The 24793-nt window shown below is 59.5% G+C and carries 25 protein-coding genes and 1 tRNA gene; 13 read left to right on the top strand and 13 right to left on the bottom strand.

Annotated elements, in window-relative coordinates; all coding sequences use genetic code 11:
• Positions 1-48: 48 nt before the first annotated feature.
• The 4 genes from CPH57_RS05910 (at position 49) to CPH57_RS05895 (ending at position 4820) form a co-directional block, all read left to right on the top strand.
• Entirely contained in the window at positions 49-969 is a 921-nt protein-coding gene (locus tag CPH57_RS05910; RefSeq protein WP_025159951.1) for a Kdo(2)-lipid IV(A) acyltransferase, read from the top strand.
• Between the two features lie 101 nt (positions 970-1070).
• Positions 1071-1355, top strand: a complete 285-nt coding sequence (locus CPH57_RS05905; RefSeq protein WP_033642669.1) for a YciI family protein — start codon at positions 1071-1073, stop codon at positions 1353-1355.
• 199 nt (positions 1356-1554) lie between these two features.
• A complete protein-coding gene (gene mdtG, locus CPH57_RS05900) occupies positions 1555-2793 on the top strand; it encodes a multidrug efflux MFS transporter MdtG (RefSeq protein ID WP_096242134.1) in 1239 nt (412 codons plus the stop codon).
• A 473-nt stretch (positions 2794-3266) separates the two neighbouring features.
• The gene (locus tag CPH57_RS05895) at positions 3267-4820 is read left to right on the top strand and encodes a peptide MFS transporter (RefSeq protein ID WP_096242133.1); all 1554 of its coding nucleotides are present in this window, start codon (positions 3267-3269) and stop codon (positions 4818-4820) included.
• Between the two features lie 49 nt (positions 4821-4869).
• Here the strand turns inward: CPH57_RS05895 and CPH57_RS05890 are convergent, their stop codons facing one another.
• From CPH57_RS05890 to CPH57_RS05875, 4 genes are read right to left on the bottom strand one after another with little or no spacing between them, the layout of a single operon-like run.
• The gene (locus tag CPH57_RS05890) at positions 4870-5268 is read right to left on the bottom strand and encodes a VOC family protein (protein WP_096242132.1); all 399 of its coding nucleotides are present in this window, start codon (positions 5266-5268) and stop codon (positions 4870-4872) included.
• The gene (locus CPH57_RS05885; protein ID WP_096242131.1) at positions 5259-5687 is read right to left on the bottom strand and encodes a YeeE/YedE family protein; all 429 of its coding nucleotides are present in this window, start codon (positions 5685-5687) and stop codon (positions 5259-5261) included. Before CPH57_RS05885 ends, CPH57_RS05890 begins: the two co-directional genes overlap by 10 nt.
• A 2-nt stretch (positions 5688-5689) precedes the next feature.
• On the bottom strand, positions 5690-6124 hold the full coding sequence (locus CPH57_RS05880) for a YeeE/YedE family protein (protein ID WP_096242130.1): 435 nt from the start codon (positions 6122-6124) through the stop codon (positions 5690-5692).
• Complete coding sequence (locus CPH57_RS05875; protein WP_033638023.1) at positions 6114-6431, bottom strand: helix-turn-helix transcriptional regulator; 318 nt, start codon at positions 6429-6431, stop codon at positions 6114-6116. Before CPH57_RS05875 ends, CPH57_RS05880 begins: the two co-directional genes overlap by 11 nt.
• Before the next feature lie 137 nt (positions 6432-6568).
• Between CPH57_RS05875 and CPH57_RS05870 the strand changes: the two genes are divergently transcribed.
• Entirely contained in the window at positions 6569-7369 is an 801-nt protein-coding gene (locus CPH57_RS05870; protein ID WP_033642662.1) for a helix-turn-helix transcriptional regulator, read from the top strand.
• On the opposite strand, the gene leuA is transcribed toward CPH57_RS05870, so the two are convergent.
• Positions 7320-9008 carry a 2-isopropylmalate synthase gene (gene leuA / locus CPH57_RS05865; RefSeq protein WP_096242129.1) on the bottom strand — a complete coding sequence of 563 codons (1689 nt, stop codon included), beginning with the start codon at positions 9006-9008 and terminating at the stop codon, positions 7320-7322. The genes CPH57_RS05870 and leuA overlap by 50 nt on opposite strands.
• 209 nt (positions 9009-9217) lie before the next feature.
• On the opposite strand from leuA, the gene CPH57_RS05860 reads away from it, so the two are divergent.
• Both CPH57_RS05860 and CPH57_RS05855 read left to right on the top strand, forming a co-directional pair.
• Positions 9218-9595, top strand: a complete 378-nt coding sequence (locus tag CPH57_RS05860) for a MysB family protein (protein WP_015377419.1) — start codon at positions 9218-9220, stop codon at positions 9593-9595.
• A 33-nt stretch (positions 9596-9628) separates the two neighbouring features.
• Positions 9629-10174: a GNAT family N-acetyltransferase gene (locus tag CPH57_RS05855; protein ID WP_046686840.1), complete on the top strand. Its 546-nt coding sequence runs from the start codon at positions 9629-9631 to the stop codon at positions 10172-10174.
• Positions 10175-10180: 6 nt separating this feature from the next.
• Here CPH57_RS05855 and CPH57_RS05850 read toward each other — a convergent pair whose 3' ends face one another.
• The 3 genes from CPH57_RS05850 to mdoG form a co-directional block, all read right to left on the bottom strand.
• On the bottom strand, positions 10181-10378 hold the full coding sequence (locus CPH57_RS05850) for a YceK/YidQ family lipoprotein (protein ID WP_016928222.1): 198 nt from the start codon (positions 10376-10378) through the stop codon (positions 10181-10183).
• 212 nt (positions 10379-10590) lie between these two features.
• Positions 10591-13149: a glucans biosynthesis glucosyltransferase MdoH gene (mdoH, locus tag CPH57_RS05845; protein ID WP_033650723.1), complete on the bottom strand. Its 2559-nt coding sequence runs from the start codon at positions 13147-13149 to the stop codon at positions 10591-10593.
• A complete protein-coding gene (mdoG, locus tag CPH57_RS05840; protein ID WP_169539530.1) occupies positions 13142-14710 on the bottom strand; it encodes a glucans biosynthesis protein MdoG in 1569 nt (522 codons plus the stop codon). Before mdoG ends, mdoH begins: the two co-directional genes overlap by 8 nt.
• A gap of 259 nt (positions 14711-14969) precedes the next feature.
• Between mdoG and mdoC the strand changes: the two genes are divergently transcribed.
• From mdoC to CPH57_RS24770, 4 genes are all read left to right on the top strand, one after another.
• Positions 14970-16100 carry a glucans biosynthesis protein MdoC gene (mdoC, locus tag CPH57_RS05835; RefSeq protein WP_042784177.1) on the top strand — a complete coding sequence of 377 codons (1131 nt, stop codon included), beginning with the start codon at positions 14970-14972 and terminating at the stop codon, positions 16098-16100.
• 301 nt (positions 16101-16401) lie between these two features.
• Positions 16402-16626: a hypothetical protein gene (locus CPH57_RS05830; RefSeq protein ID WP_096242128.1), complete on the top strand. Its 225-nt coding sequence runs from the start codon at positions 16402-16404 to the stop codon at positions 16624-16626.
• Positions 16627-16909: 283 nt separating this feature from the next.
• Positions 16910-18631 (top strand): potassium/proton antiporter, encoded by a 1722-nt coding sequence (locus tag CPH57_RS05825; protein WP_004927894.1) that lies wholly within the window; start codon positions 16910-16912, stop codon positions 18629-18631.
• A gap of 243 nt (positions 18632-18874) precedes the next feature.
• Entirely contained in the window at positions 18875-19003 is a 129-nt protein-coding gene (locus CPH57_RS24770; RefSeq protein WP_033642652.1) for a hypothetical protein, read from the top strand.
• Between the two features lie 60 nt (positions 19004-19063).
• Here CPH57_RS24770 and CPH57_RS24765 read toward each other — a convergent pair whose 3' ends face one another.
• The 5 genes from CPH57_RS24765 to cho all read right to left on the bottom strand — a co-directional run bounded on the left by CPH57_RS24765 (position 19064) and on the right by cho (position 21434).
• The gene (locus CPH57_RS24765) at positions 19064-19195 is read right to left on the bottom strand and encodes a hypothetical protein (RefSeq protein ID WP_015377413.1); all 132 of its coding nucleotides are present in this window, start codon (positions 19193-19195) and stop codon (positions 19064-19066) included.
• Positions 19196-19264: 69 nt separating this feature from the next.
• Positions 19265-19768, bottom strand: coding sequence for a YlaC family protein (locus CPH57_RS05820; protein ID WP_047026308.1), 504 nt, complete (start codon positions 19766-19768; stop codon positions 19265-19267).
• 123 nt (positions 19769-19891) lie between these two features.
• A complete protein-coding gene (locus CPH57_RS05815; RefSeq protein WP_096242127.1) occupies positions 19892-20191 on the bottom strand; it encodes a sigma-S stabilization anti-adapter protein IraP in 300 nt (99 codons plus the stop codon).
• A gap of 185 nt (positions 20192-20376) precedes the next feature.
• Positions 20377-20473: transfer RNA gene (locus CPH57_RS05810), tRNA-OTHER, on the bottom strand.
• Between the two features lie 112 nt (positions 20474-20585).
• The gene (gene cho / locus CPH57_RS05805; RefSeq protein ID WP_096242126.1) at positions 20586-21434 is read right to left on the bottom strand and encodes an excinuclease Cho; all 849 of its coding nucleotides are present in this window, start codon (positions 21432-21434) and stop codon (positions 20586-20588) included.
• Positions 21435-21650: 216 nt separating this feature from the next.
• On the opposite strand from cho, the gene CPH57_RS05800 reads away from it, so the two are divergent.
• Both CPH57_RS05800 and CPH57_RS05795 read left to right on the top strand, forming a co-directional pair.
• Positions 21651-22856, top strand: coding sequence for an efflux RND transporter periplasmic adaptor subunit (locus tag CPH57_RS05800; protein WP_096242125.1), 1206 nt, complete (start codon positions 21651-21653; stop codon positions 22854-22856).
• Positions 22853-24790 carry a MacB family efflux pump subunit gene (locus CPH57_RS05795; protein WP_033642649.1) on the top strand — a complete coding sequence of 646 codons (1938 nt, stop codon included), beginning with the start codon at positions 22853-22855 and terminating at the stop codon, positions 24788-24790. The genes CPH57_RS05800 and CPH57_RS05795 overlap by 4 nt, the downstream gene beginning before the upstream one ends.
• The last annotated feature ends 3 nt before the right edge of the window (positions 24791-24793 follow it).

Here is a 24793-nt window from a genome sequence, read left to right as displayed (position 1 = left end):
TATGACTCTGTCATTACACTTAAACAACCGTATTAAAACAGAGAACCCATGACTCAAGTTCCTACTTTCAATCGCTCCTTACTGCACCCGCGCTACTGGCTGACCTGGGTAGGCATCGGCTTGCTGTATCTGCTGGTGTTGCTGCCTTATCCCGTCATCTACTGGCTCGGCACCTCGATCGGGCGATTTTCCATGCGCTTTCTCAAGCGACGCGTCGTTATCGCCCAACGTAACCTCGAACTCTGTTTTCCCGACATGCCGCAGGCTGAACGCGATGCGCTGGTGGTAAAGAATTTCGAATCGGTCGGCATGGGGTTGTTTGAAACCGGCATGGCGTGGTTCTGGCCGAACTGGCGCATCGAGCGCTGGTTCAAGGTCAGCGGCCTGGAGCACATTCAAAAAGCGCGCGACAACCATCAGGGCGTGTTGCTGATTGGCCTGCACTTTTTGACGCTGGAGCTGGGCGCGCGCATCTTCGGCATTCACAACCCGGGCATCGGCGTTTACCGCCCGCACGACAACAAGCTGATGGACTGGCTGCAAACCTGGGGCCGGATGCGTTCCAACAAATCGATGCTGGATCGTAAAGACGTCAAAGGCATGATCCGCGCCCTGAAACAGGGCGATATCATCTGGTATGCGCCGGATCACGACTACGGCCCGCGCAGCAGCGTTTTCGTGCCGCTGTTCGCGGTGGATAAAGCCGCCACCACCACCGGCAGCTACGTGCTGGTGCGGATGGGCAAACCGGCGATCATTCCGTTCACCCCGCGTCGCCTGCCGGACGGCAAAGGCTATGAGCTGATCATGCAACCGGCGGTGGAAAACTTCCCGCTGGACAACGAACTCGACGCCGCCGCCTTTATGAATAAAGTGGTGGAAAAAGAGATCCTGATGGCGCCGGACCAATACATGTGGCTGCACCGCCGCTTCAAGACCCGCCCGGAAGGCGAGCCTTCGCTGTACTGATCACGCAAACCCGCCGCCGGCGGGTTTTTTATTGCACGCCCCTTGAGAATCGCCGGCGAGGGTGGGATGGTAATGCTTTTGCCGCCACCCTTGGAGCCGCCATGTATATTGTCAGCCTGACCTACCATCGCCCGATCGCCGACGTCGACAGCCACCTTGACGGGCACATCGCCTGGCTTAAGAAATATTTTCAGGACGGCACCTTCGTCGCCTCCGGCCGCAAGAATCCCCGCACCGGCGGCGTGATCCTGGCCAAAGGCATTGAGCGTGCTCGGCTGGACGCCATCCTGGCCGAAGATCCGTTCAACGCCGTGGCCCACTACGAGGTCACCGACTTTAGCGCCACCACCACCGCCGCCGGTTTCGAGGCGCTGGCCGGACTATAAAACGCTGTAAATTCCGCGCGCCAAGCGCGGAATAAGGTTTAAACGCCATTTTTAAAACTTTATTTCATTTTTTGCCCTATCTGCGTCCCCTCGTTTGCCGTCGCCGCGCCTGCGGCGCATACTTACCACGCTAACTTTCACGTTTTGCCCCATCATCTCGCCACCGGCAAAACGCGTCACCTTTCGGCAGTGGACATTTATGGCTTCGGCAGCAGAACCCGTTAACTGGAAACGCAATCTTTTCGTCGCCTGGCTGGGATGTTTTCTCACCGGCGCCGCCTTCAGCCTGGTGATGCCGTTTCTGCCGCTGTACGTAGAGACGCTGGGCGTTACCGACCATCAGGCGCTCAACATGTGGTCCGGTCTGCTGTTCAGCATCACCTTCCTGTTTTCCGCTATCGCCACGCCGTTCTGGGGCGCCCTGGCCGATCGACGCGGCCGCAAACTGATGCTGCTGCGTTCGGCGCTCGGTATGGCGATCGTCATGGCGCTGATGGGCATGGCGCAAACGGTCTGGCAGTTTCTCGCGCTGCGTGCGGTGCTGGGGCTGCTCGGCGGGTTCATTCCCAACGCCAACGCGCTGATCGCCACCCAGGTGCCGCGCAACCGCAGCGGCTGGGCGCTCGGCACCCTGTCCACCGGCGGCGTCGGCGGTGCGCTGATCGGCCCGCTGATCGGGGGGCTGCTGGCCGATTTATACGGTCTGCGCCCGGTGTTTTATATCACTGCCGCGGTGCTGTTCGTCTGCTTCGTGCTGACGCTGCTGTATGTCAAAGAACAATTCACCCCGGTGCAAAAGCGCGACATGCTGCACGCAAAACAGGTGTTCGCTTCGCTGAAAAACCCGAAGCTGGTGCTCAGCCTGTTCGTCACCACCATGATCATCCAGATCGCCACCGGCTCGATCGCGCCGATCCTGACGCTGTATGTGCGCGATTTGGCCGGCGCCACCCACAATCTGGCGTTTATCAGCGGGCTGATCGCCTCGGTGCCCGGTGTCGCGGCATTGATGAGCGCCCCGCGGCTGGGCAAGCTGGGCGATCGCATCGGCCCGGAACGCATACTGGTGTTCATGCTGATCGTTTCGGTGCTGCTGCTGATCCCGATGGCGTTCGTGCAAACGCCGTGGCAACTCGGGGTGCTGCGTTTTCTGCTGGGGGCGGCCGACGGCGCGTTGCTGCCGGCGGTACAGACGCTGTTGATTTATAACTGCACCAATCAGGTGGCCGGCCGTATTTTCAGCTATAACCAGTCGTTCCGCGACGTCGGCAACGTCAGCGGCCCGCTGCTCGGCGCCGCAGTCTCCGCCGGTTACGGTTTTCGCGCGGTCTTCGGCGTCACCGCGCTGGTGGTGCTGTTCAACGCCGGTTATTCCTGGTGGTGTCTGCGGCGGCGGCCGGGCTACATGCGGGAAGACACGCTGCAGGAAGAACAATAGCTGCATTTATCGCCAATTTCCGCCATTGGCCGGATCAACGCCGCGTTTCCCCTACTTTTAATAATGCTTCCTTCGGGCCTGCGAATTTTCGGCCCACTCGGAACATTCTTACCTCAACATCTTGTTTATCAACAATTAATTAACTTTCAGCGCATAAAACCCGCTGTCAATCATATTCCCGCCACAACCAACAGAAAAACCAGAAAAGGAGATGCTTGTCGACTTTTCGTCTAAAAAATGGGATACAGGTACTAGACAAAACCAACGACCAGTTATCAAATGGTTAAATAATATCACGCCAGATGTGAACCATCGGCCAAGTGAAAAAAGGTCAGCACGCTTTCCACGGTTTATCAGCGTTGCAGCCACGGTTTTGTCGGGTAATCCGCATTGGGCGGATCGCCTTCATTAAATACACATACAACCACAGTACGGGCTGCAGCCATGCAGCGCCTTTTTATTGGGAAATCGTTATGCAATCCTCTGTCAATAAGTCAGAAAGCCGGACCTTCTTCGGCCATCCCTATCCGCTGGGTTCTCTGTTCTTCACCGAAATGTGGGAACGCTTTTCGTTCTACGGCATCCGTCCGCTGCTGATCCTGTTTATGGCCGCCACCGTGTACGACGGCGGCCTGGGTCTGGCGCGTGAGAACGCGTCGGCGATCGTCGGCATTTTCGCCGGCAGCATGTACCTGGCGGCACTGCCGGGCGGCTGGCTGGCGGACAATTGGCTCGGCCAACGCAAGGCCGTCTGGTACGGTTCGATCCTGATCGCGCTCGGCCACCTGTCGATCGCGCTGTCCGCAGTGATGGGCACCAACCTGTTCTTCATCGGTCTGATGTTCATCGTGCTCGGTTCCGGCCTGTTCAAGACCTGTATCTCGGTGATGGTCGGTACGCTGTACAAGAAAGGCGATGCGCGTCGCGACGGCGGTTTCTCGCTGTTCTACATGGGCATCAACATCGGTTCGTTCATCGCCCCGCTGATCTCCGGCTGGCTGATCAAGTCACACGGCTGGCACTGGGGCTTCGGCATCGGCGGCATCGGGATGCTGGTGGCGTTGGTGATCTTCCGGGTGTTCGCCGTCCCGGCGATGAAACGCTATGACCGCGAAGTGGGCCTGGACTCCACCTGGAACAGCCCGGTCGCGAAGAAAAAAGGCGTCGGCGCCTGGCTGCTGGCATTGGCGGTAGTCCTGGCTGCGGTCATCGTGCTGATCGCTCAGGGCACCATCGTCATCAACCCGGTTGAGGTAGCCAGCGTGCTGGTGTACGTGATCGCCGCGTCGGTCACGTTGTACTTCATCTATCTGTTCGCCTTTGCCGGCCTGAGCCGCAAAGAGCGCGCACGCCTGCTGGTGTGCTTCATCCTGCTGATCTCCGCCGCGTTCTTCTGGTCAGCGTTTGAACAGAAACCGACCTCGTTTAACCTGTTCGCCAACGATTACACCAATCGCATGATCGGCGACTTCGAAATCCCGGCGGTATGGTTCCAGTCGATCAACGCCCTGTTCATCATCCTGCTGGCGCCGGTCTTCAGCTGGGCCTGGCCTGCGCTGGCACGCAATAACGTGCGTCCGAGCAGCATCACCAAGTTCGTGATCGGCATCCTGTGCGCCGCCGGCGGTTTTGGCCTGATGATGCTGGCCGCGCAGAATGTGCTGAGCAACGGCGGCGCCGGCGTATCGCCGATGTGGCTGGTGGGCAGTATCCTGATGCTGACGCTGGGTGAGCTGTGCCTGAGCCCGATCGGGCTGGCCACCATGACGCTGCTGGCGCCGGAGAGAATGCGCGGGCAAATGATGGGGCTGTGGTTCTGCGCCAGCGCGCTGGGCAACCTAGCCGCCGGCCTGATCGGCGGCCACGTCAAGGCCGACCAGCTGGATATGCTGCCGGATCTGTTCGCTCGCTGCTCCGTCGCGCTGCTGATCTGCGCCGCCGTGCTGATCGTGCTGATCGTGCCGATTCGCCGCATGCTGGAAAATACCCAGTCCAAGAGCGCGCAAAAACCGGCGACCAACGCCTGACGGATAGCCCGTTTTATCTCGCAAACCGGCGCTCGATGCGCCGGTTTTTTTATGCTTGCCAGGCCTGATGTTGCAATACCACTCGGTAGCCATCAGGATCTTCAAAGGTTTGCCCCGCCCGATCCCAATAGGGATTATAGGCGGCGACCGATAAGAATCCCGCCGCCCGCATCCGCTCACACCCGGCTCGCCATTCGTTCTCATCCGGCAGGTAAAACACCAGCAGATGATCCTGCGTCGGCGCCTGCCCGACCCGCACCCCGCGATGCTGCGTGAACTCCAGATGGTAGGCATGCTGCGGATGCCCGATCATCATGCCGTCGAACCCCTGATGATCGACAAACTCGCCCAGCTTTTCGAACCCCAGCCCGCGGCAATACAGCGTAGCAATCTCTTGCAACCGATCGGTCGGGCGCGCGATGCGCAACACCGCTTTGGCTATCGACATGTCCTCCTCCTCCTCATGATAACGTCATACAGCGCCATGCCCGCCAGCATCGCCAGCAGGAACGGCCATACCCGGCTTATCTCCGCCCCGGCCAACACCCAGGCTGGACCGGGGCAAATACCCGCGATGCCCCAGCCGATGCCGAACAGCACGCTGCCCGCCAGCAAACGACGATCCAGACGCCCGGCGGCCGGGATCTGCAGCGTTTCCCCCAACAGGCTACGCTCTCGTCGCCTCGCCCACAGGAAGGCCGGCGCCGCCACCGCGATCGCACCAGCCATCACCAACGCCAGCGAGGGATCCCACGCGCCGGTAACATCGAGAAACGCCAGTACTTTGGCCGGATTGGCCATGCCGGCGATAATTAACCCCAGACCGAAAATCACGCCGCTCAGCAGCGCCAACAGAGACTTAAGCATCTTCAGCCTCCCAGCAGATGGCGCATCAGCCACACGGTCGTAAAGCCCAGCAGCATAAACACCGCCGTGGCGGCCAGCGAACGCGGCGCCAACCGTGCGACGCCGCACACGCCGTGCCCGCTGGTGCAACCGCTGCCCAATCGAGTGCCCAATCCCACCAACAGCCCTGCGGCCGCCAGCCCGCCGTTGCCGACCGCGATCTCACCGGACGGCAAAGCCGCAGCGGCAGCATACAGCCAGGGAGAGAGCAGCAACCCGCCAATAAATGCGGCGCGCCAGCCCCGCTCCTGGCCAGCGGCACTCAATACACCGCCGGTAATGCCGCTGATGCCGGCGATCCGGCCGTTGAACAGCAGCAGCAGCGCCACCGCGCCGCCGATAATGGCCCCGCCCGCCAGCGCGGAATAAGGCGTGAAGTGTTGCCAGTCAATGGTCATCGCGGTTCTCCGGTTGTGGGCAATAGAGCTGATACAGGGTATGGAGCAGCGCCAGCGCTTTGGCATCGGCCACCGCATAGTAAATCTGCTTGCCGGCGCGCCGGGTGGACACCAACCCTTCCTCCCGCAGCACGCCAAGCTGCTGGGACAGCGTCGGCTGGCGGATATCCAGCGCCTGCGCCAGCTCGCTCACCGCCATCTCGCCCTGACTGAGCCGGCACAGCAGCAGCAGCCGATCTTCGTTGCCCAGGGTGCGCAGCATCGCGCCGGCCTGCGCCGCCGCCTTACGCATCGCGTCAATATCCATTGCCCCTCCATCAATATATGAAATTATATAATATTATTTTATAAAGTATTCACACACAAAGCCACCGACTGGCGTGAAATAACGCCGCATGGCATGCTGTTTGGTCTTATCCTTTTGCCGCGCGGAGGGCGCCAGCGATGCTGTTTTTTCACGACGTTCTGCCGCCCGATCAGCCTGTCCGGCCGTTAGCCAGGGATTATCATCATGGCGACAGCGAGCCGGAGCACTACCATAACTGCGCGCAGCTGATCCACAGCCTGAGCGGCGTGGTGCAGGTCACTACCCGGCTCGGCAGTTGGGTGGTGCCGCCCGGCCGCGGCGTCTGGGTACCGGCGAAAGTGGTGCACAGTCTACGCATCACCGGCCAGGTAGCGGCCAGGACGTTGTTCATCGATCCGCTGGCGCGCGCCGATCTGCCGGCTCAGTGCCAGGTGGTGCAGGTGTCGCCGCTGCTGCGCGAGCTGATTATCAGCGCGATGGAGATTGCGCCCGGCTACCCCAGCGGCGGGCGCGACGAACGCATCATGGAATTGATTCTGGATGAATTACGGGTGCTGCCGAGCCTGCCGCTGCACCTGCCCGAACCGCGCGAGGCCTCGCTGCTCGCCCTGTGCCGCCATATTCAGGCCACGCTGGCGCAGCCCTGGACGCTGGAACAGGCGGCCGAACGCCTCAATGTCAGCGGACGCACCCTGTCGCGGCGCTTCCAGCGAGAAACCGGGCTGCGTTTTGGCGATTGGGTGCGACGCGCCCGTTTACTGGCGGCGCTGAACGCGCTGGCGATCGGACGTTCGGTGTTGGAAGTGGCGCTGGATCTCGGCTATGACAGCCCCAGCGCGTTCAGCGCCATGTTTCGCCGGGTGCTGGGGGTAGCGCCCAGCGACTATTTCAGCCGGGCCGCGCCGACGTTGACGCCAGATAGCGCCCGGCGACGTTGAACAACGCCTGCAGCGAAGCGCTGGCGGAGTCGACGTCGATGCCAACGCCGTAGCTCGCCTCGCCGTGCGGCAAAACGCAGCGAATGTAAGCCACCGCGCGGCTGTCGCTCTGATGCCCCAGCGTATGCTCGTGGTAATCTTCGATAGCCAACGGCAAACCGAAGCGTTGGCGCAGCGCATCCACCGCGCTGGAAAGCAGGCCGTTGCCGGCCCCCTGCAGCTGCAGAGGCTCCCCCTGCCAGGCGACTCGCGCGTTGAAACTGTACGCTTCCACGCCGTGACTTTCCGTTTGATAGCTCAACAGCTGCAAGCGCGGCTGTTCCACCAGCCCGTAAGTGTCGCGGAATAAGCGCCACAGCTGCGCGACGCTCATTTCCTTACCGCTGCCGTCGGTCGCCCGCTGGACCACCTGGCTGAAATCAATCTGCAAACCGCGCGGCAACGCCAGCCCATGGTTCTGCTCCAACAGCCAGGCGGTGCCGCTTTTGCCGGACTGGCTGTTAACCCGGATCACTGCCTCATAGCTGCAGCCGACATCGGCGGGATCGAGCGGCAGGTAAGGCACCTGCCACCAGCCATCTTGCCGCTGCCGTTGCGCGGCGAAGCCTTTCTTGATCGCATCCTGATGCGATCCGGAGAAGGCGGTAAACACCAACTCACCGGCATAAGGATGGCGAGGATGTACCGGCAGCTGATTGCACTGCTCCACCACCTCCACCACCTGCTTCAAGCGGCTGAAGTCCAGGCCCGGCGCCACGCCCTGGGTATAGAGATTCAACGCCAGCGTGACCAGATCAACGTTGCCGGTACGCTCGCCGTTGCCGAACAGGCAGCCTTCGACCCGATCGGCGCCGGCCAGCAGCGCCAGCTCGGCGCAGGCGACGCCGGTGCCGCGATCGTTATGCGGGTGCACGCCGATCGTCACATCAGCGCGACGGCTGAAGTGGCGACAGAACCATTCGATCTGATCGGCATACACGTTGGGCGTACTCACTTCCACCGTCGCCGGCAGGTTGATGATCATCGGCCGCTGTGCCCCCGGTTGCCAAACATCCGCTACCGCTTCGCAGATCTCCAGCGCGAACGCCAATTCGGTAAAGCAGAAGGTTTCCGGCGAATACTCGAAGCACCAGACGGTATCGGGCTGCGCCTCGCAATGCCGGCGAATGCGCCGCGCGCCGTTCACCGCCAGCGCCACGGTAGCCGCCTTATCCTGGCGGAACACGATGTCGCGAAACATCGGCGCCGTGGCGTTATACAGATGCACGATAGCCCGCGGCGCTCCCTGCAGCGCCTCGAAGGTGCGGTCGATCAGATCGTCGCGCGACTGCGTCAGCACCTGAATGGTGACATCGTCCGGGATCAGCCGCTCGTCGATCAGGGCGCGCACAAAGTCGAAGTCCGTTTGCGACGCCGAAGGGAAAGCCACCTCAATCTCTTTGAAACCGCACTGCAACAGCAGCTGATAGAACTCGCGCTTGCGCGCGTTATCCATAGGCTCCGCCAGCGCCTGGTTGCCGTCGCGCAGATCGCTGGAGCACCAGCGCGGCGCCTGTCGCAGGGTACGCGAAGGCCACTGGCGATCCGGTAACGTCACCGGCGGGAACGGTCGGTATTTGCTTGAAGGGTCGATTAACATGGGCTTCTCCTGATGCCTGAGTGAACGATACCGTCATTATTTCCCGCCTCCGCGCCTGCTTCTCCCGCTTTGCGGACAACCGTCGTCGCAGAGCGGACAACAAAAAAATTTGCATCCTGCGCCAGTGAGACAACAATTAGTTTTGACGTTTCCCCCACCGCGCCGGCAGCACGCCGGACGCTTTACTCTCATTGTCAACGGAGGCGAACATGAGCCTGTATGCAACCCTGGAAGAAGCCATCGAGGCCGCACGCGAAGAGTTTCTCGACACCGCCGAAGGCGGCGGCGGTGACGAACCGCCGGTGCCGCAGCAGTTCAATCTGCAAAAGTACGTGATGCAGGATGGCGACACGATGTGGCAGGCGGAGTTCTTCGAAGAAGAAGGCGAGGCGGTGGAATGCCTGACGCTGCGCAGCGGTGCGGCGGCGCAGGCGATCTTCGACGGTGACTACGACGAGGTGGAAATCACCGCCGAGTGGATAGACGAAAACACCCTGTACGAATGGGAGGAAGGCGACTTCCAGCTCGAGCCGCCGTTGGATACCGAAGAAGGCCAGGCCGCCGCCGATGAGTGGGATGAACGTTAACCCGCACGACGCTTTGAACGCCAAGGAGGCAGCATGAACATTCGCCAGGCCCGCCCCACCGACTACCCCGCCATTTTGCAGCTGCAGGCGGAAAACGTGCCGGAAGCGCTCGATGAGCGCCAAAAACGGCAGGGATTTATCGTATCGCGCATGAATGAAGCGCAGCTGACGGCGATCAACCGCGGCATCGGCATATGGGTGGCGGAACAGGAGGGCCAACTGGCGGGGTTCGTTTGCCTGATGCCCGCCGACGCGCAGCCGCGGCCGCCGGTGGTGGATGCGATGCTGGCGACGCTCGCCACGCACTCATTCGCCGGACGGCCGCTGAGTGAGCAGCGGGTATTTCTCTACGGCCCGGTCTGCCTCGGCATGGCCTGGCGCGGCAAAGGCGTATTAAAGCGCCTCTACGCCGCAGTCAAAGCGCACACCCGCCATGATTACGACGTGGGCGCACTGTTTATCGACGACGACAATCCGCATTCGTTGGCCGCTCACGTGCAAGGGCTGGGGATGACGGCGCTGGCGCCTTTCCATTGCGGGCAGAAAGGCTACCAGCTGGTGGTGTTCGCCACCCGCTGAGCAGGTTTATTCATAGGGGCCATGCTGCGCATCGAACGGCAGCATAAAGGTGTCCACCACCATCGACAGCGGCACATCTATCACCGTGACGTAACGCCAGGGCGTATCGCGCAAATCCCACTGCACGCCGGGATAGTACTGGTGGCCATGCCCCGCACCGGGCACGGTGCGGCTGATGATGCTGCCGCAGCCGGTTAGGGCCATCACGCCGGCCGTCACGCAGGCCAGGCGAAAGTAGGAAGAGAGCTTCACGACATTGACTCTGAGAAAGGGGTTGTTTCGCGAGTGAACAACGCATCGGCCGCAGTCTATCACAGTTCCCTTTTTTCACCGGCACCGGCGCGCTCAGGCAAAAGGTAAAAAAAAACGGGGAACGCGCCGTGCGCATTCCCCGTCTAAGCGTTGCCGCTAAGCGATTAACGCCGGCCCGTTGGGTGCGCCAGCGGGTTGTGCGGCAACTGCTGGTAGTGTTCACGCCAGGCGGCGCCTTCCGGCAGCAGCCAGACGCGCTGGTGCAGACGAGCCAGCGTGACCGGATCGCTCAGCAGTTCCAGGCGCTTGCCCTTCACCAGCTTCTCCGGCCCCAGCTGCAGCGCTTCGTTTACCCGCTCCTCGCGATTGCGATCGAGCGTCGCGCGCAGGTGGTGACGCGCCGTCGCCAGCGCCGTCGCCAACGCGTTGAAGGACGGGTTGACCACCGCGTGCATAAAGCCGTTGGTCAACGCCCGGTTGCGGTTGAGATGAAGGTACTCTTCCGTCGCCAGCAGCTCACGCGGCGGATTGTACTCTTCCGGGATCAGGAACAGCTTGGCGCGTTTGCTTTTCATGCCCAGCGTCGCGCGGCTCGACAGCACCGACACGAACGGCGACAGGATCAGCGAGAACACGATTGGCGACAGCCACCACAGGAAACGCAGATCCAACCACGCCATGCCGCCGGCCCACACCAGGCCCAGCAACATCTGCGAGCCATGGCGGCGGAACGCTTCGCCCCACGGCGTGTCGTCGTCGTCACGCTGTGGCGAATTCCACACCACTTCCCAACCGAGGAAGGCGCTCACCACGAACACGGTATGGAACAACATGCGCACCGGCGCCAACAGCACCGAGAACAGCATTTCCATCAGCATCGAAATGAACAAACGGAACGCGCCGCCGTACTCTTTCGCGCCCTTGGCCCAGATCAGCACGATGCTGAGCAGCTTCGGCAGGAACAGCAGCACCAGCGTGGTGGAGAACAGCGCTATCGCCAGCTCCGGCCGCCACTGCGGCCAGACCGGGAACAGCTGCCGCGGCTGCAGGAAGTATTGCGGCTCCATCAGGGTATGCACCACCTGCAATGCGGTGGAGAGCGCCAGGAACATGAACCACAGCGGCGCCGACAGGTAGGACATCACGCCGGTGAGGAACACCGCACGGTGCACCGGGTGCATGCCCTTCACCAGGAACAGGCGGAAGTTCATCAGGTTGCCGTGGCACCAGCGACGGTCGCGTTTCAGCTCATCCAGCAGGTTCGGCGGCAGCTCTTCGTAACTGCCCGGCAGATCGTAAGCGATCCACACGCCCCAGCCGGCGCGGCGCATCAGCGCCGCTTCAACGAAGTCGTGCGACAAGATAGAACCGGCGAAGGAGCCCTCGCCCGGCAGCGGCGCCAGCGCACAGTGCTCGATAAACGGCTTCACGCGGATGATGGCGTTATGGCCCCAGTAGTGCGACTCGCCCAGCTGCCAGAAATGCAGACCGGCGGTAAACAGTGGCCCGTAAACGCGAGTAGCGAACTGCTGCACGCGCGCGTACAGGGTATCCATGCCGGACGCCTTCGGCGCGGACTGGATGATGCCGGCGTTCGGGTTGGCTTCCATCAGGCGAACCAGCCCGGTGAGGCATTCGCCGCTCATCACGCTGTCAGCATCCAGGATCACCATGTAGCTGTACTCACCGCCCCAGCGACGGCAGAAGTCGTCGATGTTGCCGCTCTTGCGTTTGACGCGGCGGCGACGGCGGCGATAGAAGATGCGGCCGTGGCCGTCGACATCGCGGCACAGCTCCATCCACGCCTTTTGCTCGGCCACGCAGATGTCCGGATCGTAGCTGTCGCTCAGCACGTAGATATCGAAGTGTTCCAGCTGACCGGTCGCGGCGACGGACTCATAGGTCGCGCGCAGGCCGGCGAACACGCGTTCGACGTCTTCGTTGCAGATCGGCATGATCAGCGCGGTGCGGTGCGCCGGGTTGATCGGCTCATCGCCCTTGATGGTGGAGGAAATGCTGTATTTGTCCTTGCCGATCAGCAGCTGCAGGAAGCCCATCAGCGCGGTCCAGAAACCGGCCGAGACCCAGCAGAACAGCACGGCGAACAGGATCAGAATGCCGGTTTGCAGCACATACGGCAGCAGCTGCAGCACCGACTGCATCAGATCCTGATCCAGCATGGCGATAGGATCGATCAGCGCCCAGCCCTGGTAAGGCAAGATGGTTTTCATATACCAGGTGGCGATGCCGGTTTGCACCAGCATCAGCACCAGCAGCACATAGCGGCGCATGGAGCCAACGGTACGCCAGCGGTTCTCGGCCTCGGCCTCCTCTTTGGTGGCGTGCCGATTGTGCGGCGACCGCCCCAGCAGAGAATCCCAGAAGCGCGCCACCGGGTTGGTGCGCCAGGCTTCCGGGAACATGGTGGTGCGTTTGATCGGCGGCGTCGCCTTCAGAATGGCGCGCCCTTCGGCGTCGGTATCGAAGTCGTCATCGCTGACCGCATCCGGCCAGGCGCTTTCGATGCGCGGTTTGACCGAGGCCAGCGCCACGTCATCCGCCGACAGGCTATTGACGTTGGCGTCGGCGGCGCCCATCTGCCGATGGAGCGCCTCCAGAGCCTGAGCGTCATCCGCCGTTTTAGGGGTAAGCGCCTCCGACCGCTCGGCGGTCAGAGGCAGCGCCGCAAGATAATCCTGGGCGGGTTGAGTAGGCTTATTCATTGGCAGGTAGCTGATAGCTCCAGGTTTCCGACAGTGTCTTATCGCCATTCACCAGCGCCGCGCGCATTTCTACCGGCTTCTTGTCGTCTTTCACTTTCAGACGCACCGTCAGGCGCCAGCCTTTGGTCACTGGGTTATAGCGGACGTTGTTTTCTACCATTTCACCGTTGTCGCCGATGCTGATCTGAGAAGCGACCGGCGTATTGGCGTCCAGCGCTTTCAGCACCGGGCCGACGAAATCGACCAGGAAGGCGACGCTGCCGTCAGGCTCGCGGATCAGGTTGGACTGCTTCACGTCACCGGTCGAACGCATGGTCCGTGCCACATAGGCGATGTCTTGCGAATGCAGTTTGTCTTCATCGCGGGTGAAGTTCAGACGGTAGCTCAGCGTCAGCGGTTTTTTGGCTTCCGGCAAGGTATCCGGCGTCCAGAACGCGACGATGTTGTCGTTGGTTTCATCCGCCGTTGGGATCTCCACCAGCTCGACCTTGCCTTTGCCCCAGTCGCCTTTCGGTTCGATCCAGGCGCTCGGGCGCAGATCGTAACGATCGTCCAGATCTTCGTACTCTTTGAAGTTGCGACCGCGCTGCAGCAGACCGAAGCCTTTCGGATTCTCAACGGTATAGGTGCTGACGGACAGGTGTTTAGGATTGTTCAGCGGACGCCAGATCCACTCGCCGTTGCCGGCATGGATAGACAGACCGTTGGAATCGTGCAGCGCCGGGCGGTAGTTCAGCGTCGGCGACGGCTGGTTCGGCCCGAACAGGAACATGCTGGTCAGCGGCGCCAGGCCCAATTTGCCCACCTTATCGCGCAGGAACACTTTGGACTCGACGTCCACGGTGGTGTCACGGCCCGGGATCACCGTGAAACGGTAAGCGCCGGTGGCGCGCGGGGAATCCAGCAGCGCGTAGATCACCAGGTGTTTGTCGCCCTGCTTCGGACGCTCAACCCAGAATTCGCGGAAACGCGGGAACTCTTCGCCGGAAGGCAAAGCGGTATCGATAGCCAGGCCACGAGCGGAAAGCCCGTAAACCTGCCCTTTACCCACCACGCGGAAATAGCTCGCGCCCAGCAGGCTCATAATCTCATCGTTTTTGTCGGCGCTGTTGATCGGGTAGAGCACCTTGAAGCCGGCAAAGCCGAGGTTCTTCACTGATTCAGGATCGTGTTTGACCGAGCCGAAGTTGAAGTAATCCGGGCTGTACTTGATCTGTTTTACGCTGGTAGAGGTGACTTCGTTGATTTTCACCGGCGTATCGAAATACATCCCCTGATGATAAAACTCAAGCTTGAAAGGGGTTTTCAGCTTGCTCCAATAGGCTTTATCGTGATTGAACTGAATCTGCTGATAGTCTGCGAACTTCATCTCGCGGAACTGAGAAGGAAGGTTGCTCTTCGGGGCTTCGAAACCTTTCGCAGCCAGATCCTGCGCCTGCTTGGCCACATCATCAATAGAAAAGGCCCATGCCGGCGAACTGAACAGCGTGAACAATACGGTAGCACCTAACCAACGAACGCTCGCGGCGCGTGGTTGTCCGGATAATATATTAACTAGCACATCCCCCCCTATTCGTGTGCTCAAATCATTTAAATCCATATTAATGGATTACTCAGCTTTCCGACAACATGATAAATGGATGGTTCATGTTTACGGCTCATTGTTTAAGCAGCTGATGGAGCACCAGCGTAGCAAGCCGCGCAACAAGACGCTATGGAAAAATGCGAGGGGCTATAGTAGGGTTCCGGATAACAATTTAACGTTTGACGACTTATTAAGCGTGTTAATGAGCACCCGATTAAATCACCAGCGGTAATCTATGACTAAAGGCAGCAAACAGCGCGAGTTTTTCCTCGATTCGATCCGAGCCTATTTGATGCTGCTCGGCATTCCGTTTCACCTTTCCCTGATTTATTCCAGCCACGCCTGGGCGGTGAACAGCGCGTCGCCCTCCTTCTCACTCACGGTGCTGAACGACTTCATCCACGCCTTCCGCATGCAGGTGTTCTTCGTGATTTCCGGCTACTTCTCCTACATGCTCTACGAGCGTTACGAGCGCCATCAGTGGCTGAAGGTCAGGCTGGAGCGGGTGGCGATCCCGCTGTTGAGCTCCATCCCGCTAATTACGGTGCCGCAATTTTTCATGCTGAAATATTTCACCGATAAATTAAACGGCTGGGACGAGTTTTCTCTCTATCAGAAAATAAATGTAACAGTTTGGGAATTGGTGTCTCATCTGTGGTTCTTATTGACCCTGTCATTGTTAACCTTCGCCTGCTTTTATCTGTTCCGCAAAATCAAGCGTCAAACACGCGAGCCTATTCCAGCGTTAATCAACAGAATGCGTGGATTAGGAAACATCTCACTGTGTTTCTTTATTTATGCGGTATGCTATTCGGCCGCGCACCGTATTATTTTAATTTTCGCGCCACAGCTATTATCCAATGGCCTGTTCAATTTCGTGGTGATGGAGACGATGTTCTACCTGCCGTTCTTCATCCTCGGCGCCTATGCGTTTAAGTATGTGTGGCTTAAAGAGATTTTTCTGCGCCGTTCGCCGCTGGCGCTGCTCGGCTCGCTGCTGCTGTTTATCGCATATATGCTGAACCAGAAACTGTTGGCGCACAGCAGCTATATGTTCGAGCTGGAAGTGGTGATCAAAACCCTAATGGGGATCCTGATGACCAATGTGGTGTTCTCTTTCGGGCATAACCTGCTGAATTATCACTCGCCGCGCATCACCTATCTGGTCAACGCCTCGCTGTTTATATATCTGGTGCACCATCCGTTGACCCTGATATATGGCGCTTTCGTGACGCCTTATATCGGCAACAACCTGTTGGGGTTCTTGCTGGGCCTGCTGTTTGTGTTCTCGCTGGCCTTCGCTTTATATGAGCTGCACAAACGCATCCCGGTGCTGCGCTTCCTGTTCTCCGGCAAGCCGCAATAAACCTGGCCCCTGTAAACCCGAATGTTTGCAGGGGCTTTCTGTCATATTACCGCCGCGCAAAAAGCCTATACTGGTCGTTTGCACACAGAGCACACATTGTTCAGCTTGACGTCGTCCGTTAAGGCAAAGTGATACGGCGGCATAGATAACCTGGCCGTTATAACTGCAATGCATAAGTAGAAATCCGGATCCCTGCCTTACGGTAGTGATTGGGCTCAACCCCCGAAGGGCTGCGCGATCGCTTGATTGATTCGATGGCGTTACCTGTCTCTCCCTTCCGTCACGACAGAGAGGATTTTGAATGACCAATAAAAACACCCAGGCTCAGGAAGCCGTAGCGGAAAACGCCACCCTGCTGAAGATCCTCAGCAGGTTGCTGTCCGCGCTGGATGCTTCGATCAGCGGTAAAGAACGCAGCGTTTTGGTCGCTGAGCTCTCCAACTTCAATCTCGACGGCATTTCCGAAGCGGAACGCAAACTGGCCACCGAGCTGATCAAACGGTCGCTGGAATCGCTCGACCATTAACCCTACCGCGCCTGCAAACCATTAAGCCTGCCTGCGCGGGCTTAATGGTTTTTCCCGCCGTGCAAACCCGGCATTGTTGCCAAAACCAAAATACAGCAGCCTGATAATGTTGGATAAAAGGCAGAACTTCACCCCTTCCCCTCACTTTCTTAGTTTAATCGCACCAAAGGGTAATAATTGATCGATTGTTTTCGCAATCAGCCTTGGCGTTTTACCCACTAAACACGTTATCATCGAAACACGCGCAGTGCCCCCTATCCCCCAGCCTCAGGAGAACGATATTTTGGATGCCAGCACCATTAACAGCTTGTTCGTCATCGGTGCCGTGCTGGTGGGGGCAAGCATTCTGCTCAGCTCATTTTCTTCCCGGCTCGGCATTCCGATCCTGGTGATCTTCCTGGCGATCGGCATGCTGGCCGGCGTTGACGGCCCCGGCGGCATCGTCTTCAGCAATTACCCGGTCGCTTATCTGGTCAGCAACCTCGCGTTGGCGGTGATCCTGCTCGACGGCGGCATGCGCACCCGGGTCAGCTCGTTCCGCGTGGCCCTGTGGCCGGCACTGTCTCTCGCCACCGTCGGCGTGGTGATCACCGCCGGGCTGACCGGCATGGCCGCCGCCTGGCTGTTCAATCTCGATCTGTTGCAGGGGTTGCTGATCGGCGCCATCATCGGTTCTACCGACGCCGCCGCGGTATTTTCGCTGCTGGGCGGCAAAGGCCTGAACGAACGCGTCAGCGCCACGCTGGAGATCGAGTCCGGCAGCAACGATCCTATGGCGGTATTTCTCACCATCACGCTGATTGCGATGATCGCCGCCGGTGAAACCGCGCTGAGCTGGACCTTCCCGCTGCATCTGATGCAGCAGTTCGGCATGGGCATCGTCTTCGGTCTCGGCGGCGGCTGGCTGCTGCTGACGCTGATTAACCACATCAAGCTGGCGGACGGCCTCTACCCGCTGCTGGCGGTGAGCGGCGGCATTCTTATTTTCGCGCTGACCACCGCGCTGGACGGCAGCGGCATTCTGGCGGTGTACCTGTGCGGCCTGCTGCTGGGCAACCGTCCAATTCGCAACCGTCACGGCATCGTGCAAACCTTCGATGGCCTGGCATGGCTCAGCCAGATCGGCATGTTCCTGGTGCTCGGCCTGCTGCTCAATCCGCATGAGCTGTTGCCGATCGCCATCCCTGCCCTACTGCTGTCGCTGTGGATGATCCTGTTCGCACGCCCGCTGTCGGTGTTTATCGGCCTGCTGCCGTTCCGCAGCTTTACCCTGCGCGAACGCGGCTTTATTTCCTGGGTTGGCCTGCGCGGCGCGGTACCGGTGATCCTGGCGGTGTTCCCGATGATGGCCGGGCTGCCCAACGCCCAGCTGTTCTTTAACGTGGCGTTCTTCGTGGTGCTGGTCTCCCTGCTGCTGCAAGGCACCACGCTGTCGTTCGCCGCCAAAAAGGCCAAGGTGATCGTGCCGCCGGCGCTGACGCCGATCTCCCGCGTTGGGCTGGACGTGCACCCGGAAAACCAGTGGGAACAGTTTGTGTATCAGCTTTCGGCGGAAAACTGGTGCGTCGGTGCCGCGCTGCGCGAGCTGAAAATGCCGCCCAATACCCGCATCGCCGCCCTGTTCCGCGGCAAAGAGCTGCTGCACCCTAGCGGCAGTACCCGGCTGCGCGAGAACGATATCCTGTGCGTTATCGGCCATGAGCACGATCTGCCGATCCTCGGCAAACTGTTTAGCCAAGCGCCGGCCGTGACGCTCGACGAACGCTTCTTCGGCGACTTTATCCTGCAATCCGACGCCCGTTTAAGCGACATCTCGCAGGTTTATGGCCTCAATCTGCAAGACGATGTCGACGAGCAACAGACGCTGGGGCAGTTCGTCATTCAGCTGATCGGCGGTGAACCGGTGATCGGCGACCAGGTGGAGTGGGACGGCCTGACCTGGACCATTGCCGAAATGGAGGGCAATCAGGTCAGCAAGATAGGCGTCAGGATCGTGACCGACTAACGCGGCCGCGATATCAGATGAGGGAACTTCTGGCCTTAAGAACGTTCTTAATCACTATCATGATGCATGAAGTACGGCGTCGCTGAATTATATCCGTTTGATATAAAAACAATTTAACAGCGGCGCCAACGGGGATTAGGGATGTGAACGGCAAGACTCGATTTCTTTCGGTGATGATGGTCATGGCGCTGGGCGTAGCGGCGCTCGATCTCAGCATCGCCGGTTTGGTCCATAGACTTTTAATTGGATAATTTCAACGTGACGCAGCGGGAACAAGAAAAAGACATTCTGGGGAAAATACTGGTGACGGTGTCCGCGCTTTGCCTGATTCTGGTGGCGGCGTTCCTCATCTGGGGATTCATGCTGGACTGATACCGAGGACGCTCAGAGATAAAAAAAACCGCCGCGGCGGTTTTTTTATGGGTCAGGCGATCAGATCTTGCAACCTTCGCAGTCCGCTTCGTCTTCGAGGAATTCAGGGACCTCTTTTACCTTCTGCGCCGCTTTTTCTTCGGCTTTCGCCAGTTCGGCATCGATATCAAAATCGAAAATATCATCACTCATCGCTTGGTCCTCATTCTGCTTCGCGTTCAAACGCTGAGTATAATCGACAAGCCGCCGGCCGGAAACCTTTCAGTTTGCCGCCGCCAGCTGCGATGGCTCATCCTGCGGCTTTTTTCCGTAGGCCATGTCGTACACGTCGTAGAAGTCGATTTCGCCCTTGTTGCCGATGATCACCCGCATCTTCTGTTTCAACGCGGCACCGATGGACGGCTCATCCAGCAGTTGCTGCACCGCATAAGGCGACAGCGCGCGGGTGAAGTACCACTCGCCGTTATAGCACACTCGCAGATCCAGCACCCCGATGTCTTCAAAGCGGTAGACCGGCCGGATCTCTATCAGCAGCATGGCGAACATGAACAGCACAAAGGCGGTGAAGCCGAGGAAGGCATACATCCCCATGTACGGCACCTGATACATCACGGCGATCACCGCGAAGTAACCGGCGAACATGGCAAGGCACAAATAGCGGTGAGTGCGGGCGAATTCGCTGTTGAAGCGCGGCTTGCCGTCGCGCCCTTCGCGCCGATTGATCTGTTCAATCTCTTTAACCAAGATGCTTTTAATCGCGTCCATCGTTACAACCTTATGCTGGAAACAGCATTGCCATCAAATCTCACCGCTAAAAGTAACACAAGTACAGTTTTGCAGGGTAGATCAGTTAACCAACTTAATGGCGGCAACTGTTATAGTTCGGCTTCAGCGCGGTTGAGCGGCTTTGCCTTGCGCAAACATGAACATGCGCTGGGCTACGTCGTCGGCCTGTTTGATTTTCTGCTTTTGCGGTTCGTTGCTGCGTTGAATGGCGCGGGCGTAGGCGATTTCATGGGCCTGATCGATCATCGCGATGATGCGATCACGTTCAGTCTTCTCCATATTGCCCAACATGGTGGTGATAATCGCCTGGTAAGCGTTGGACGCGGCGGTCAGCGCCTTCTCTCTCGCCTCGAGGGCGGCGACGCGTTGCACGAGTTCCTGCAGTTGCTCGGAGTGGGACATATCGACCTCCTGTTGCCGGGCAGCAAGCCTGCCTGATTACAGTTTAGCAAAGGATCGAGAGAGAAAGAGGAAGGAAAGCCAGCGGTTACGGTAAAGCACACCCGAAAATCCCAACGAGGAGCCGATAGTGCAATCAACCCGGGTGCGCTTTACGGTAAGCGCGATGAGATGAAGTGAAAGAAAGCTGGCGCGCTATGCAGGACTCGAACCCGCGTCTATCAATTTTCAAGCCAAAACAAGCCATTATAAAACCAATCACTCTGCCAACTGAGTTAATAGCGCGTTCCTTCGCTTCGGGGCGTTATTATCCATAACAACATTATGGACTCAAGCTTTTTTAGCATAATGCCCTGATTTTACGGATAAGTCTTAGGTTATCGCCAGCGTTATGGCCTTATAGCAGCTCAATAATCGGGTAATCGCCGGCGATAAGCGGCTTGCACAAAATCTTGTAGCCATCGCTGTCGAAATGGCTGGCCGCGCTCTGTAGCCGCTCCGCCTGCGCCAGATTGCCGACCGAGCCCAGATAAAACCAATTGTGGATCACATGGTACTGACGCAGCGTCTCGCCCTGCTCCTCCAGCGCCACGCGCCCGGCGAACGGCCAACAGGTGATACGCAGCTGCTCAAGCGCCGCGCTGAGCCGCAGCGCATGCTCCTGCGCCGACTCCACGCCACAGCAGACGCCCGCGCACTTGCGCAGGCTGTAGCGGAAACAGGCTCGCCCCGCCGGCAGCTTGTCGATCCCCAGCTTGCCGTAACATAAACGATGCTCGTCGGCGATGGCGCGCAGCTTTTCCAGCGCGGCGTGGCGATTGGCAAACAGCCCGTAGAGATGGGGCGTGACGGCGAAGTCGATCTCTTTGGCGTGAGCAATCGTCACCGCATCAGCCTGCAAGCGCAGCGCGCACAGCTGTTTCGAGCGCCGCAGACGTTTGTTGAACAGCGGCTGTTGTTGTTTGATCAACTGCGCCTCCAGCAGCAATGCGCCCAACTCACCGGCGGTCTCGATAAAGCTGATGCGTCGGGTTTGGCGCAGCATTTTAGCCTCGTCCTGCGCGCGGAAGTGCGCCATCACCCGACTGCGTATATTGACGCTTTTACCGATGTAAAGCGGCAGGCTCTCGCTTTGACCGTGAAACACATACACGCCCGGCCCTTTAGGCAACGGCGCCAGGCAGGCGCGCAGGTGCTCCGGGTATTGATAAATGTCGAGTTCTGGCTCGAGGCGGTTTGGCATCATGGCGGTGGCATTATCCTACTGATGAATGAATACTGGTTTTTTACCCAGTATAACGCCCAACGCAGCCGGTTGCACACCCGGCGGATAATAACTCACCGTGATCTTTAACGGGAAAGCCTTTACTATCCCCTTTCCAGCGGGAAAGTGCCTCACGTTTAGCGCCAGTTCAAGCTGGCGCTGCCATGATGGCAGACTGGAACCGCCGCTTTTATCGTTATGGAAAACCTGGGTATGTCATCACTGAAACTCCCCTCCCGCCGTCTGGCGTTGATCGCCGCCATCGTTTTCATCGCCGTCGCCGTCGCGCTGGCCATCTTTTGGCAACGCCCGCCGCAGCAGGATTACGTTACCGCGCCGGCCCGCCTGGGCGATATCGAAAACGCCGTGCTGGCCACCGGGCGGCTGGATGCCATCGAACGCGTCAACGTCGGCGCCCGCGTCTCCGGCGAAGTCAAATCGCTGAAGGTCAAGCTGGGCGATCGCGTCACCAAAGGGCAACCGATCGCCGACATCGACGATCTGCAACAGCGCAACGATCTGCGCAACGCCGAGGCGGCGCTGAACGTAGTCAAAGCCAATATGTTAGCCAAACAGGCCTTGCTGAAACAGGCGGAGTCGCGTTTTAAACGCCAGCGTCGCATGCTGAACGACGAAGCCAGTTCGCGGGAAGACTTCGAGACCGCCGAAGCCTCGCTCGCCACCACTCGCGCCGATCTGCAGGCGCTCAATGCGCAGTTGGTGCAATCGCAGATCGAAGTCGAGAAGAAAAAAATCGATCTGGGCTATACCCGCGTGGTTGCGCCGATGGACGGCATTGTTATCGCCGTGGTCACGCAGCAGGGACAAACGGTCAACTCCAGCCAAAGTGCGCCGACCATCGTCAAGCTGGCGCGGCTGGATATGATGACTATCAAGGCGCAGATCTCCGAAGCCGACATCACCCGCATTTCGCCGGGACAAAAGGCTTACTTCACTATTTTCTCCGATCCGGATAAGCGCTACGACGCCACGCTGCGCACCATCGAGCTGGCACCGGAATCGGTGATGAAAGACGACTCGCTCGCCGGCACCAGCTCCGCTTCCGGCTCCGGCACCTCGAACGCCTCGGTCTATTACAACGCGCTGCTGGACGTGCCAAACCCGGAAAACCGCCTGCGCATCGCCATGACCGCGCAGGTGTCCTTGCTGCTCGGCGACGCGAAGAACACCCTGCTGGTGCCGATCCAGGCGGTGCATAAAATCGATGGCAAAGAGCCGCAGGTGCAGGTGCTGACCCAGGACCAGCGGTTGGAAACGCGCAAAGTGACCACCGGCATCACCAACAATGTCGACATTCAGATCCTCAGCGGCCTGAAAGCCGGTGAAACCGTGGTGCTGTCGCAGCCCGCCGCCAAATCGGCTGAGGATGGCATCTTCCTGTGAACGCGATCATCGAACTAAAAGGCATCAGCCGAACGTACACCAACGGCGGTCAAGCGTTAACGGTGTTGAAAGACATCGATCTGACCATCGCCGCCGGCGAGCTGGTGGCGATCATCGGCGCCTCCGGCTCCGGCAAATCGACGCTGATGAACATCATGGGCTGCCTCGACGTGCCGGATCGCGGCGATTACTACATCAGCGGCCAGAACGCCGCCCACCTGTCGCCGGACGAATTGGCCCGCCTGCGCCGCGAACATATCGGTTTTATCTTCCAGCGCTATCACCTGATGCCCGATCTCAGCGCGCTGGGCAACGTCGAAATCCCGGCCATCTACGCCAATGCCCGGCGCGATCAGCGTCGGCAGCGGGCGGCGCAATTGCTGGCGCGGTTGGGGCTTGAGGGACGCGAAGACCACAAACCCGGCCAGCTTTCCGGCGGCCAACAGCAGCGCGTCAGCATCGCCCGCTCCCTGATCAACGGCGGTGAGATCATCCTGGCGGACGAACCGACCGGCGCGCTGGACACCCAATCCGGCCAGGAAGTGCTGGCGATCCTGAGCGAACTGAATCAGCGCGGCCATACCGTGGTGATCGTCACCCACGATATGAAAGTGGCGCAACATGCGCAGCGCGTCATCGAACTGCAAGACGGCAAGATCATCGCTGACAGCGGCCGCAAGTCGGCGTCCGGCCCATCGTTGCCGCCGCCGAACCGCAGCCGGCAAAGCGGCTGGCAACGCCTGATCGACCGTACCCGCGAATCGCTGCACATGGCGCTGAAAGCGATGAACGCTCATCGTCTGCGCACCGCGCTGACCATGACCGGCATCATCTTCGGCATCGCCGCCGTGGTCACGGTAGTGGCGCTGGGCGAAGGCGCCAAACAGCGCACGCTGGAAAACCTCAAAGATCTCGGCACTAACGTGGTAAGCATCTATCCGGGCCGCGATTTCTTCGACGACGCCATCGACAGCATCCGCACCCTGGTGCCGGCCGATGCCGACGCGCTGGCGCAGCAAAGCTTCGTCGACAGCGTCAGCCCGGAAGTAGACGCTTCCGACAGCATCCGTTTTCGCAGCAAATCCGCCACCGCCTCGATCACCGGCGTCGGGCGCGACTATTTCCGCGTTAACGGCGTCGAGCTGTTACAAGGCGTGACTTTCCGCGACGATCGTAATGCGCTGCAGGAAGTGATCATCGACGACAATGCGCGCCAGGCGCTGTTCGGCGATTTCGGCGTCGAGCCGCTCGGCCAAATCGTGTTTCTCGGCTCGGTGCCGGCCCGGGTGATCGGTGTGGCGAAAAGCAATCGCAACTACGCGCCCAATCGCATCACTGTTTGGATGCCCTACAGCACGGTGATGTATCGCATGGTAGGCAAACCGACGCTCAGCGGCATCACCGTTCGTCTAAAGGACAATGTCGCCAGCGAATCGGCCGTCACCGCTATCACACAGCTGTTGACCCAACGCCATGGCGTAAAAGATTTCCGTTTGTACAACTTCGATAAAATCCGAAAGTCCATCGAACGCACGTCAATGACTTTCAGCCTGCTGATCCTGATGGTGGCGTCCATCGCGCTGGTGATCGGCAGCCTGGGCGTGATGAACATCATGCTGGTCTCGGTGACCGAACGCACCCACGAAATCGGCGTGCGCATGGCGGTCGGCGCGCGGCGCAGCGACATCATGCAACAGTTCATGATAGAGGCGGTGCTGGTCTGTCTGATCGGCGGCGCTTTGGGCATCGCGCTGTCGTTCGCCGCCGGGTCGCTGTTCACCTCGCTGGCGGGCGGCATGTTCACCGCCATCTATTCCTGGCAAGCCGCCGCCACGGCATTTTTCTGTTCAACCTTAATCGGCATGATCTTCGGTTATCTCCCCGCCCGCAAAGCGGCAAGGATGGATCCGGTCGTTTCATTGGCCAGCGAGTAACCC

It is taken from the genome of Serratia sp. JKS000199 (assembly GCF_900215455.1).
Lineage (GTDB): Bacteria > Pseudomonadota > Gammaproteobacteria > Enterobacterales > Enterobacteriaceae > Serratia > Serratia ureilytica.
The sequence above is the reverse complement of the archived record's forward strand: the minus strand, read 5'-3'. Positions and strand labels throughout refer to the sequence as shown.

What these genes read in the sequence shown, in the direction of transcription:
- CPH57_RS05820 (WP_047026308.1), bottom strand. Translation starts at nt 19,768, where the DNA reads ATGGACGCGATTAAAAGCATCTTGGTTAAAGAGATTGAACAGATCAAT.
- CPH57_RS24765 (WP_015377413.1), bottom strand. Translation starts at nt 19,195, where the DNA reads ATGAGTGATGATATTTTCGATTTTGATATCGATGCCGAACTGGCGAAA.
- CPH57_RS05815 (WP_096242127.1), bottom strand. Translation starts at nt 20,191, where the DNA reads ATGTCCCACTCCGAGCAACTGCAGGAACTCGTGCAACGCGTCGCCGCC.
- CPH57_RS05885 (WP_096242131.1), bottom strand. Translation starts at nt 5,687, where the DNA reads ATGCTTAAGTCTCTGTTGGCGCTGCTGAGCGGCGTGATTTTCGGTCTG.
- CPH57_RS05875 (WP_033638023.1), bottom strand. Translation starts at nt 6,431, where the DNA reads ATGGATATTGACGCGATGCGTAAGGCGGCGGCGCAGGCCGGCGCGATG.
- CPH57_RS05870 (WP_033642662.1), top strand. Translation starts at nt 6,569, where the DNA reads ATGCTGTTTTTTCACGACGTTCTGCCGCCCGATCAGCCTGTCCGGCCG.
- cho (WP_096242126.1), bottom strand. Translation starts at nt 21,434, where the DNA reads ATGATGCCAAACCGCCTCGAGCCAGAACTCGACATTTATCAATACCCG.
- CPH57_RS05890 (WP_096242132.1), bottom strand. Translation starts at nt 5,268, where the DNA reads ATGTCGATAGCCAAAGCGGTGTTGCGCATCGCGCGCCCGACCGATCGG.
- CPH57_RS05855 (WP_046686840.1), top strand. Translation starts at nt 9,629, where the DNA reads ATGAACATTCGCCAGGCCCGCCCCACCGACTACCCCGCCATTTTGCAG.
- leuA (WP_096242129.1), bottom strand. Translation starts at nt 9,008, where the DNA reads ATGTTAATCGACCCTTCAAGCAAATACCGACCGTTCCCGCCGGTGACG.
- CPH57_RS05905 (WP_033642669.1), top strand. Translation starts at nt 1,071, where the DNA reads ATGTATATTGTCAGCCTGACCTACCATCGCCCGATCGCCGACGTCGAC.
- CPH57_RS05830 (WP_096242128.1), top strand. Translation starts at nt 16,402, where the DNA reads ATGACCAATAAAAACACCCAGGCTCAGGAAGCCGTAGCGGAAAACGCC.
- CPH57_RS05800 (WP_096242125.1), top strand. Translation starts at nt 21,651, where the DNA reads ATGGAAAACCTGGGTATGTCATCACTGAAACTCCCCTCCCGCCGTCTG.
- CPH57_RS05850 (WP_016928222.1), bottom strand. Translation starts at nt 10,378, where the DNA reads ATGGCCCTAACCGGCTGCGGCAGCATCATCAGCCGCACCGTGCCCGGT.
- mdtG (WP_096242134.1), top strand. Translation starts at nt 1,555, where the DNA reads ATGGCTTCGGCAGCAGAACCCGTTAACTGGAAACGCAATCTTTTCGTC.
- mdoC (WP_042784177.1), top strand. Translation starts at nt 14,970, where the DNA reads ATGACTAAAGGCAGCAAACAGCGCGAGTTTTTCCTCGATTCGATCCGA.
- CPH57_RS05860 (WP_015377419.1), top strand. Translation starts at nt 9,218, where the DNA reads ATGAGCCTGTATGCAACCCTGGAAGAAGCCATCGAGGCCGCACGCGAA.
- mdoH (WP_033650723.1), bottom strand. Translation starts at nt 13,149, where the DNA reads ATGAATAAGCCTACTCAACCCGCCCAGGATTATCTTGCGGCGCTGCCT.
- CPH57_RS05895 (WP_096242133.1), top strand. Translation starts at nt 3,267, where the DNA reads ATGCAATCCTCTGTCAATAAGTCAGAAAGCCGGACCTTCTTCGGCCAT.
- CPH57_RS05880 (WP_096242130.1), bottom strand. Translation starts at nt 6,124, where the DNA reads ATGACCATTGACTGGCAACACTTCACGCCTTATTCCGCGCTGGCGGGC.
- CPH57_RS05910 (WP_025159951.1), top strand. Translation starts at nt 49, where the DNA reads ATGACTCAAGTTCCTACTTTCAATCGCTCCTTACTGCACCCGCGCTAC.